The organism is Aestuariivivens sediminicola (assembly GCF_022662015.1).
Taxonomy (GTDB): domain Bacteria; phylum Bacteroidota; class Bacteroidia; order Flavobacteriales; family Flavobacteriaceae; genus Aestuariivivens; species Aestuariivivens sediminicola.
In genome coordinates this window covers 298,173-310,242 of the sequence record NZ_JAKMCM010000004.1, presented here as the reverse complement: position 1 = coordinate 310,242, position 12,070 = coordinate 298,173, and the positions used below count along the sequence as shown (strand labels likewise).

4 protein-coding genes are annotated in these 12,070 nt (G+C 45.0%); all 4 read left to right on the top strand.

All coding sequences use genetic code 11. The annotated features are described in order from the left end of the window. Positions 1 to 15: 15 nt before the first annotated feature. The 4 genes from MR041_RS11180 to MR041_RS11165 all read left to right on the top strand — a co-directional run bounded on the left by MR041_RS11180 (position 16) and on the right by MR041_RS11165 (position 11,911). The gene (locus MR041_RS11180; protein ID WP_242093929.1) at positions 16 to 2,448 is read left to right on the top strand and encodes an ABC transporter permease; all 2,433 of its coding nucleotides are present in this window, start codon (positions 16 to 18) and stop codon (positions 2,446 to 2,448) included. A 59-nt stretch (positions 2,449 to 2,507) separates the two neighbouring features. Continuing rightward, positions 2,508 to 3,917, top strand: a complete 1,410-nt coding sequence (locus MR041_RS11175; RefSeq protein WP_242093927.1) for a TolC family protein — start codon at positions 2,508 to 2,510, stop codon at positions 3,915 to 3,917. A 427-nt stretch (positions 3,918 to 4,344) separates the two neighbouring features. Beyond that, positions 4,345 to 7,008, top strand: coding sequence for a PKD domain-containing protein (locus MR041_RS11170; protein WP_242093925.1), 2,664 nt, complete (start codon positions 4,345 to 4,347; stop codon positions 7,006 to 7,008). A gap of 4 nt (positions 7,009 to 7,012) precedes the next feature. Next, a complete protein-coding gene (locus MR041_RS11165; protein ID WP_242093923.1) occupies positions 7,013 to 11,911 on the top strand; it encodes a glycine-rich domain-containing protein in 4,899 nt (1,632 codons plus the stop codon). Positions 11,912 to 12,070: the final 159 nt, after the last annotated feature.

Sequence of the window (12,070 nt, the reverse complement as noted above, 5' to 3'; positions counted from 1 at the left end):
CAAAAAACAACAATTATGATCAAAAATTTTATACGCATAGCATGGAGAAATCTTTTGAAAAACAAAGGGTTTACCGCAATCAATATTATAGGTCTTTCTCTGGGAATCGGTTGCTTCATTGTAATCGCCATGTTTGTATCCGACGAGCTGAGCTATGACAAGCATAACGCGCATATTGATAATCTGTACAGAGTCCACTCCGATATTGTCTTCGGGGGGACAGAATTGATAATGGCATTGAGTTCCGATCCCATGGGCGAAACCCTGAAGCGGGACTATCCTGATGTTGAGCAATATGCCAGGGTATTCGCAGCAAGCGGATCGAAGTTAATTAAGAACAAAAATGAATATATCGAGGAGAACAGTGTTGTTCATGCCGATTCTACCTTATTCGATGTATTTACCTTACCTGCTATAGCTGGAAACACCAAAACAGCCTTGAATGAACCGAATACGGTGGTCATTACGGAATCGACAGCTATCCGTTATTTTGGCAGTGCACAGGAGGCTGTTGGTGAGTTCTTGGAAACCAATGACAATACGCGGACCCTGTATGAAGTGACGGCTGTTATTGAGGACATGCCAAAGAATGCGCACTTCAGACGTGATTTTTTCTTTTCCATGGACAATGTGGAATATGGTTATGGAAACTATCTAAGTCATAACTTTTACACCTATGTTCGGTTGAGAGACGGCGCAGATTACAAAGCATTTAATGCCAATTTTCCGGAAGTCATCGATAAATATATCGTTCCCCAGGCGCAGCAATACATGCAGATAGAAAGTATGGACGACTTCGAAAAGGGAGGTAATTATTTATCCTATGCCTTGTTTCCGGTTAAGGATATTCATTTGAAATCTTCAAGGTATGCTGAGTTAAGTGCTAACAGCAATATACAATATGTGTATATTTTCTCTGCTGTGGCCCTGTTCATATTAATTCTGGCATGCATCAATTTCATGAATCTGACCACTGCGCGTTCCTCAGGTCGCGCCAAAGAGGTAGGTATTCGAAAAGTATTGGGAACCGGAAAGAAAGCATTAATTGGTCAATTCTTAACCGAATCCATTCTCATTTCCATTCTGGCCTTAATTATAGGTTTATTGTTTGTGAAATTATCCCTGGGCTGGTTCAATGGGATGTCAGGCAAAGAAATGGAAATGTCCAATCTGTTAACACCAGAATTCATCATTTTCCTAATCCTATTCCCTTTTATGGTGGGTACTTTTGCAGGGATCTATCCGGCATTCTTTATGTCGAGATTCCAACCGGTAACCGTATTAAAGGGGAAGCTTGGAACCGGACACAAAAAAAATACCCTTAGAAATTTCCTGGTCATATTCCAGTTTACAACCTCTATCATACTTATCGTTGGCACGGTAGTCATCTATAAACAATTGAACTATATTCAAAATTCGAAAGTAGGATTCAATAAAGAACAGATGCTGTTGGTGAATAACTCGGGAGTACCACAGGAGACCCGAAAATCCTTAAGAGATGAGATTGAGCAGTTAACTGATGTGGTTTCTGCTTCTTTTGCCGGCTTTTTGCCCGTTTCAGATTCTTCAAGAAGTGATACAACCTTTTCAACCGAAGCTGTCATGACCGAGTCGAATGGCTTTAACATGCAATTCTGGCCGGTTGACTATGACTATCTCGACAATATGGAAATGGAGATGCTGGAGGGCCGCTTTTTCTCAAGAGAGTTTGGATCGGATTCCATGTCTGTAGTGCTCAATGAAACGGCTGTGCAATTATCAGGTCTTAAAGATCCGGTAGGTAAAAACCTGTACCAAACGAACGCAAGAGGAGATGTATATACCGTTAAAATTATCGGCGTTGTTAAGAACTTCAATTACGAGTCGCTCAGGGAAAATGTGGGCGCCTTGAGTTTCCGATTGGCCGATAATAGCTGGGTGTCAGCCTATAGATTCAAAACGGCGGACGTGGCGGGTCTTGTGGATACCATAGAAGCCAAATATAAGGAAGTTGCCCCTGGAATGCCCTTCAACTATTCTTTTATGGACGAATCCTTCGATAATATGTATCGTCAGGAACAACGCGTAGGGAGTGTGGCAGTGACATTCGCCATTCTCGCCATCATTATTGCCTGTCTCGGTTTGTTAGGTCTGGCGACATATATAGCCGAGCAGCGAACAAAAGAGATTGGGGTACGTAAAGTACTGGGTGCATCGGTGACCAACATCGTGAAAATGCTTTCCAAGGACTTTGTAAAACTCGTGCTCATCGCTTTCTTGATTGCCTCCCCAATAGCCTGGTGGTTTATGAACAAATGGCTGCAGGATTTTGCATATCGTATAAACTTGGATTGGTGGATCTTTGCCGTCGTCGGACTATTGGCCTTGTTAGTAGCGCTTTTTACCCTAAGCTTTCAAGCCATAAGAGCTGCACTGTCTAATCCGGTAAACAGCTTAAGGATGGAATAGGTAATCATTTTTGCAAAATACCAATGCACTGATACCATTGAAGCACTAAAACAAAAGACATGCGACACATAGTAATCATTTTATTTGTACTCTTTACAGCGAAAACGTACGGACAACAGTCGACCCCTACCTATAATCTGGAGGAATGTATCGATCTGGCACTGAAGCAGAATTTGGATTTAAAGTCAGCCGATTTGAATTCCCGAATAGCGAAGGTGAGCTTTAATAGAAGTAAAAATGCCTTATTGCCCAGTATTAACGGTAATTATAATATCGGTAAGGCTTCAGGACGTAGTATCGATCCGTTTACAAATAGCTATATCGACGAGAAGTTAACCTTTTCCAATGCAGGTCTGAGTTTAAATGCCACTGTATTCAATGGGTTCAGATTGTTGAATCAATGGAAAATGGAGAAACTCAATTGGAAGGCTGCAGAACTGGAGCGGGAAGACCAGCGTCTGAATGTGATCCTCAATGTTACTCTGGCCTATTTGCAGGTGGTGAACACACAGGATTTGTATCGCATGGCCAAAAATAGAATGCAGTCTACGGAGGATCAGTTGCGTCGCCTCGATGCCATGTTTGAAGAAGAAATGGCTAACCCGGCGGAATATCGGGATTTTCAGGGCTTAAGAGCAGCGGATGAAGCCAATCTGATCACTGCCAAGAACAATTATGAGGATGCGCTAACCGAATTGAAAACGCTGTTGAACATTCAGACCGAACTGGAGGTTGTGGCTATAGATATACCCGATCAATTTGATGATTATGAGGCTTCTCTTGAACATGTGTATACCCGTGCCCTTGAAAACATGGCCATTGTAAAGGCCGGTGAACTCAGGTTACAGGCCTCTAAAAAAAGTGTTGCCGTTGCCCGTGCCGGTTTTGTACCTGAAGTCTCATTCTTTGCGAACTTAAATACCAATTATTCAAGTTTGGCGCAAATCTTTAATGAAACCGGTTCCAGCGTCATTGAGACAGGCGATTATGTTAATTTTAGCGGTGTTGACTACCCCGTGTTGAGGGAAGAACCGAATTTTGCAGGCGAAGACATCTCGTATAATGACCAGTTCGAGAACAACCTCTATAGTGCGGTGGGCATACAGGTGAATATACCCATCTTCAATCGATTCGAGTCGAGGAACAGAGTAGCCTTGGAAAAGATAAAACGAGAAGAGGCCGACGTTAACTTAAATCGGACTAAGTTGCAGTTGCGCTCTGCCATTGAGCAGACCTATAAGGATATGACCGCGGCATACGAAAGGTATCAGGCCCTTCAATCGCAGAATGAAGCCTACCAGCGGTCGATGCGTATTAATGAAGTGCGGTTTAACAATGGTGTTGATAACAGTGTGAGCTACATTATTAGTAAAAATAACCTAGAAGATGCGAAAGTGAGTTTGAACAATGTGAAGTACGAATATCTGTTACGATTAAAGCTGCTCGACTATTACACCGGACAGCAGTAAATTTTCATGAAAATGGTTTAATTCGTTTTCTGATACCATTGGATGACAAGGGCATTGTATTTTAATATGATGTCCTTGTTTTTCCATTATAATAGCTCTTATTCCTGCCAATACCCACCTCACGAAATTAAGGCGAATTTACACATCTGAGTTTTCCATGCAGTTTAAGTAATTTAGTGATAAAACTTCTGGACCATGTGCACACTTCTATTACCATTAATGATGCTATTTGATGGGTTCAGTATGGGATTTACCTCGAAATTCGTCATAAGCTTATTTATTCCGGTTATAAACATGCAACAGTACTGGATTTGCTGACTTTTGTCATATTATTTAGAGGAAACAAAGTTTAAATTTAGGGTTGCAAGTTTGATAAATGCCTTCTTCTCTAAAACATATTATTTTTTGTAATCTTTTAATGATCTGTGTGTTCTCTTTGTACGCTCAGAATAGTGAAAGTGATTACACCCCTTCACAATTGATTAGTTACGGATTCGATGCTCCCGGTAGAATGGCTATCGATTCTAATGATCATATATATGTTATCGATGTCGATAATAAAAGCATTGTGGTATATGATGGCCAGGGTGTTTATAAGAAAAAAATTACCACCGATATTACTCCGGTTTCTATTGCCGTAAATAAAAGAGGACAGATTTATGTTGGTGATAAAGGCTCGGGCAATATATACAGCATGAATGATGATGGCAGTAAATCGCTGTTCTATAGTGGAACCTTATTACCTAATGCCTTGACCTTTGGATTTAAAAATATACTGTATGTAACAGACAGTGAAGCTAAAGAAGTATTGGGATTGGATGTAAACGGGAACATGGTACTCCAATATTCCGATCCAAATTTTACCTTTCCCACAGGTATTGCCTTCGACGCGAAAAATAATCAGTTAGTCGTTTCAGAACATGGCGGTATAGGGCCCGAAACAGATACGTATTGTAATCAAAATGGAGGATGGGCGGTACGAAACTATGGTCCTAATACCTCAATTTATGCATTTGATTTAACAGGAACCCTTATCAATAGGTTTGGCTGCTTTGGTCGATTAGAGGGGCAGAATCACAGAATTCAAGGCATTACTGTGGGGCCATGTGGAAACATTTACGCTGTAGATCCTTATCTGGCACGTATCAGTGTGTATGATGCTAATGGAAATTTTTTAACAAATATCGGCCAATGGGGATACGGTTCCGGGGAGTTTGATCTGCCGATAGATATTCTGTTTACTTCGGACCATAAATTAATCGTGTCATCCATGGATAAGGCCAGTCTTGATGTATTCGAAATTACCGTACCTACACCATCTGCACAAATTACATCAGCCGATATCACCACCTGTTCGGGTTCAGCTGAATTGGAAGTTCACTTTACAGGTACGGCGCCATGGACTTTTACGTATACCATAGATGGAGACAACCCCTCTCAGATCACGACGAGTGAAAATCCGTATATGCTGACAGCTGTACCTGGCTGGTATGAAATTACTGCCTTAACCGATGGCAGCGCAGCCTCTGCCGATTGCTTTACCGGAGGAGCTATGGTAACCCAGGCAAATGCGCCCACAGTTACAGCAAGTAATTCCAACTTTGATGCGTGCGTTAATGATGGTTCGGGTATTGCTATTACATTAACCGGAACCCCTCCGTTTAAATTTACGTATACTATTGACAACCAAGCTCCAATTGAGGTAGTTACTACAGAATATACCTATTCCCTTATTCCCGAAATGTCCGGATTATATGAAATAATCGCCGTCAATGATGATGGTTGCAGTGGTTCGGTACTAAATGGCCTTGTAGAGGTCGTTGTAAATCCATTGCCTACTGCAGAAATCACCAATGGCAATGACAGGATCCTTATTCGTGAAGGGGAGTCGACCGAGTTGACCATCGCCTTTACCGGGACAGGACCCTGGACCTTTACCTATGAAATTGATGACAAAAACCCGGTCTCCATCACAACCGACCAGAATCCCTATCTTTTGTCGGCATCAATGGAAGGCACCTATGAGGTCGTAGCGATAAGTGATAGCTATTGTTCGAGTCATATGAGTACAGGATTTCCCGACATAGTGTTTGACAATACAACAGAGTCTGCTTCGGCATCAATTGATATAAGCGCCGTAACCATCTGCGCTGGGGATACGGCAATAATTCCGATTTCCTTCACCGGTACGGCACCCTGGACCTTCACATATACTATCGACGGTGCTCCGGCCGGTGAGATCTTAACCGATGAAAGTCCTTATTCGCTCATAGCATCAGATCCCGGGACCTATGAGTTGAGTGCGCTGACCGATGGTTTAAATAATCCGGGGACATTTTCAGGTTCAGTTGAGGTATTGGAAGCACCGGAGCCTGCACTTGATTTAGGGCCTGATATTGCTATTTGTGAAGGAGGCTCGACCTATACCCTGGATGCCGGACTATTCGATAGTTACCTGTGGAACGATGGAAGCACCGGCAGAACACTTGAAGTTACCTCCGAAGGAACTTATAGCGTTAAGGTGAGTAATGCTGAGGGCTGTACAGCTACCGATTATGTTAATGTAACCTTACATTCATTTGTAAATTCTGACTTTTACTATGATGTCAATCGGTTTGAAGTGCAGTTTGTCAGCAACGCCACTGAAGCCGATGCGCATTATTGGGAATTTGGAGATAAAACCACTTCAACCGAGGAGAACCCCATCCATACCTATAGTAAGAAAGGGAATTATACGGTCACCTATACGGCCATAAATGATAATTGTGGTACGCTCCAGGTGAGTAAAGTAGTAAGTGTAGGCAGCAACATCGAGACCGATGTCGTCATGATTTATCCCAACCCCTCCTATGGGGCATTTACCATTAAAATTACCCCGTTGACACCCATTACGTCCAACATTAATATACGTATTAGCAGCACGTCAGGACAGACCATTTATGCAGAGGGCTTTGACCCTTATAATATCACCCAATACGATGGTAGCATGTATATCCCGGTAAACATCGATAGTTTTGACAAGGGTATCTACATCGTATATATCAATGCCGACAATTTTGCAGAACAGGAAAAGCTGGTCTTAAAAGATTGAACACATGAACACTAAAAAACGACATATCGTACTATTGCTATTTAACACTCTAATATTCCTGTTTTTATTTGGATCATTTCAAACTGTAAAAGCTCAGACCACAGAAACCTTTACGGCTTCGACCACCTGGACTGCTCCGGCCGGAGTCACTTCGGTGACTGCGGAATGCTGGGGTGCCGGGGGTGCTGGTGGTACTGGCAATAGAAGTAGTTTAGGATCAGGTGGAGGAGGTGGTGGTGCCTATAGTTCGGATGTCATAGTCGTCGTTCCTGGAAATCAATACACAGTTACTGTGGGTTTAGGTGGAGCGATTAACAATGATGGTAATCCCGGAGGAGATTCCTGGTTTTTAAGTACCACAACGGTTTTGGCAAAAGGCGGGGCCGGAGGTATTGCAGCCTCAGGAAACAGTCCCGGCGCTGGAGGTACTGGTGGATTGGCATCTCAAGGCTTCGGAGCCACAAGGTTTTCCGGAGGTACAGGAGGTTCCGGTAATAGTGCTAGTACAGGTGGTGGTGGCGGTTCGTCTGCAGGAACTGCCAGCGATGGAACTAATGGAGCGACACCAGCCGGTGGCAGTGCCCCAACAGATGGTGGTGATGGAGGTAATGGCGGGACTAATGCTAATGGGTCTCAAGGGACAGCACCTGGGGGAGCCGGAGGTGGAGAAGGAGGAAGAAATAATGGTGGCGCAGGAGCTGACGGTCAGGTCAGGCTCACTTACACGGTTTCCAACGATAATTGCCCAACATCTACCAATGTCACTCCTACGTCAACACAAACCCTTTGCCAGGGGGATGCTTCAGGATCACTTACAGCAAATGTAACCACTTCGGGAGGTTCCGGAACGCCGACTATTCAGTACCAATGGTATTACAATATAACGAACAGCAATACGGTTTCGGGAGCGACCGATATAGCCGGTGCAATCAGTGCGACATATTCACCCTTGACGACCGCTGCAGAAATTGGTGACCGCTGGTATTTCTGTGTGGGTTACGCTACGGATAACAATTGTTCGCAAACCAATGCAGACCAATCTTTGGCATCCAATGCAGTGCAGATTACGGTAAATCCTCCTGCACCATCCCAACCCGGTGCCATTTCCGGGCCATCAACAGTTGATCCTTCCACATCGGGTTTAAATTACAGCATTTCTACAGTCCCTGATGCGACCACCTATAACTGGACAGTACCAACAGGATGGACCATAGATTCCGGACAGGGGACCACTTCAATATCGGTTACTTCCGGAACGGAAGGTCAGGATGGTGACATCACAGTCACGGCCGAAAACAGCTGCGGGACGAGCCCTGCATCTTCACTGACGGTGAGTATTACGGTGGCATCGAATTGTCCCCAATCCACCTCGGTAAGTCCATCTGGGGCCCAGACCCTATGTCAGGATGATGCCGCAAGTCAATTAACAGCCAACGTAACGACTTCGGGTGGTTCAGGTTCACCAACGCTTTTATACCAATGGTACTACAATACTAGTAACAGCAATACTGTAGGAACGGCAACGCTAATATCCGGGGCAACTGCGTCTACGTACACGTCGCCAACCGATGCTTCAACCCTCGGTGATCGCTGGTATTTTTGTGTGGGTTATGCCACAGACAATGGTTGCGGACAAACCAATGCCGACCAAACCCTGGCTTCCAATGCCGTTCAGATCACTGTGAATCCTCCTGCACCTTCACAGCCCGGGGCTATAACTGGTGCAACAGCTGTACCGGAAAATACAAGCGGATTGGTTTACAGTGTTACCGAAGTACCCAATGCAACTTTTTATACCTGGAATGTCCCTGCGGGATGGACCATTAATTCAGGGCAGAATACCAACTCGATATCGGTGACTTCCGGAACTGCGGGTCAAAATGGTGATATCACGGTTTATGCGGGAAATAGTTGTGGCAATAGCCCGACCACAACGTTGGCCGTAACTTCCGAAGCTATTGATTGTCCAATATCAACAGCTGTTGCTCCTACCGCTTTTCAGGATCTGTGTGTAGACGACCCAGCTACTACATTAACAGCCACCGTAAGTACTTCGGGAGGGTCGGGTACACCCACCATTCAATACCAGTGGTATTATAATACCAGCAACACGAATAACATCGGTTCTGCAACCCTATTGTCCGGTGCCACTTCCGACACCTATACGCCCGATAATTCAAGTGCTGCAGCTGGTAATCGTTATTATTTCTGTGTGGGGTATGCTTCAGATAATGGCTGTGGGCAGACCAACGCCACACAGGATCAAGCTTCAAACACGGTAAGAGTATTGGTGACACCAGTACCAGATACACCTGGAGCAATCTCAGGGCAGCCGGATACGACGCCCAATACATCAGGTTATACGTATAGTATTACGGCTGTTACCTATGCAACCAGCTATACCTGGACAGTACCAACGGGATGGACGATCAACTCAGGACAAGGGTCGACATCCATTTCAGTCACTTCAGGAGCCGATGGGGAAAATGGGAATATCACGGTCACAGCCTCTAATGTTTGTGGTACCAGTGCAGCTTCGACACTTGCCGTCACGTCTACAACAGCTGCAAGTCCGCCAACGATTACGCTTGAGCCCATTCCACAAATATGTAAAGGAACGACAACGGCCAATTTACCTTATACGGCGACGACCGATGAACCTGATCTGTATAGTATTACCTTTACCAGTTCGGCATTGGCCGCAGGTTTTACAAATGTAGTTGATGCCACTTTACCGGCAAGTCCAATACCTATTACTGTTCCGGCAACAGCGCCGAAAGCCAAATATTATGGGACCTTGAAGGTAAAGAATTCAACTACCGGCTACTCCAGTATCGGGTATTCGATAGTCATTGATGTTAATGATATTCCGCCGACACCGAGTATTTCTGGTAACGCCACGGTCCCTCAGAACAGCACCGGTTTTAAGTATACGGCCTCTTCCAGTGGAGCCACATCATTCTCATGGGTGGTGCCTTCCGGGTTTACGATTACGGCCGGACAGGGAACAAGCCAGATCACTGTGGATACGGGGCCTGCACAGGCAGGTGCCGATATCACGGTTACAGCTACAAACACTTGTGGTACCAGTGCAGCAGGTTCAAAGACAGTGGTTATCTCTATTGCAACAAATCATACCTATTATAACTGTAACTCATGCCATATTACCCATAGTGCTCCAGGCATGAATTTGACCAGTATTGCAGGAAATGATAATTTATGTCAAAGCTGTCATACCTCGACCGGTGCGGCCAGTGCCAAACCATTTACAGCGGCGGACAATATCAATACCTTTCCTGCTACCGGCGATTCCCATGCATGGAATGTCGATGCGGTCAATGCCTCAAAGGAAACCAATGTGCCAAGTAATTCGCAAATGGCCCTGAGGGTTATTTCAGGTCAGATTATTTGTTCGACCTGTCATGACCAACACAATACTTCAGCAGCCTCACCGCATTTGAGAACCAGTAATGTGGGCGATGCCATGTGTAAGGACTGCCACTCTGCGAGAAATGTCGGGATATACAATGATTCCCCCTCTACCAATAAAGGGTCTCATCCCGTGGGCGTCACCTACGATGGAGCGGACTCACGATTCAATGCGGCACCAACCAACACACAATTAGTAAGTGGTAATGTGGAGTGCTCCAGCTGTCATGGGGTACACGATGTCTCAGGGGCTTTGGGATTGGCGGCCAATGGTAACCTGTTACGGGCCACCAACGATGCTTCTTTATGTACTGACTGTCATAATTATGGTACCCATAACAGTATGGATTGCCTGGATTGTCATCAACCGCATAACACCAACAAAGGCAATATTTACATGGTGCGTAATACCATAACAACGCCAAATAGTGGGGATAAGGCGGTCATTTTTACGGCAGAAACAAGTACCAATTCATTTGCTGACGGCGATGGCACCTTTGACGGTGTTTGCGAGGTATGTCATACCACGACCACGCATTTCAATAACACCGGAACAGCCAGCGATCAGAATCATACCAGCCAGGGTGCGGGGATACCCGGTCAAAACTGTACCACTTGTCATCCGCACAGCTCCAACTTCTCGCCATCGGGCGGAGGCTGTACCTCATGTCATGAAACCAATGCACCCACATTTACCTCGGCTGTTCATGTAAGACATAAAGATGACTATGGATTCGCCTGTGCTACCTGTCATTTCGGGCATGGCAGTGGAGGAGCCAACGAAGGGGGAACCCATCCAAATGGAACCATAAATATTGTCTTTGATCCTAATGGTTTGGCCACACGTAGTGGTCAGGATGCCAATACCCCGACCTGGAGCGGCACGGCTACAAAAACCTGCAGCACTGTATATTGTCACAGTAATGGCCGTTCAGCTTATCGTGGAACTGATGGCACTTACACCTGGAGTGGAACCACTGGCTCCCAAACCCCAACCTATGCCACGATTCCGGCCTGGAACAGTGGTACGGATGTTTCCTGTGGGGTCGGACCCAATGATGGTACCGGTATCTGGTGTCATGAGGGGCCTTCAGAAATGGAATCTGTTGTCCTCAGTCCATACATTATGAACGATACCGATCATAACAACCTGATTACAAGCAATGCCGAATTTCCCGATACGGGCTCGCATGCGCCAAATCGCGGAGCTCATTATTCGAACAGTCAGAATTTTCAATCGCCCACTACAGAATGGACCCAGGTGCAATGCTTCTGGTGCCATAATAATGATGCCGGGGCAACACCTCCTAAAACAGATAAGTTACAGGGCACCTATGGCAGTGATTTGCATGTCGATGGGGCCACTTACTTCAGGCCGACCTGGTATAGCAATGGTGGAACTATGGTAAATGAGATCACCTATTCTTCTGAAGGTTCTGCCGGTCATTGTGGTAATGGTAAGACCTGTTGGTAAAAAGGATAATGGCATTGATCTAAATTCATCCTGTACACTAAAATTTAAAGATCCTGCAAAAGCGGGCTTTTTATTTACCATAATTCTGTATCATCACAATGCATAAATACTTCGGTGACCCTGCGAATAATTAAACAAGCTTTAATTTGGAATTCATGT

Coding starts and splice junctions, on each gene's coding strand:
- MR041_RS11180 (WP_242093929.1), top strand. CDS start 16: ATGATCAAAAATTTTATACGCATAGCATGGAGAAATCTTTTGAAAAAC.
- MR041_RS11175 (WP_242093927.1), top strand. CDS start 2,508: ATGCGACACATAGTAATCATTTTATTTGTACTCTTTACAGCGAAAACG.
- MR041_RS11165 (WP_242093923.1), top strand. CDS start 7,013: ATGAACACTAAAAAACGACATATCGTACTATTGCTATTTAACACTCTA.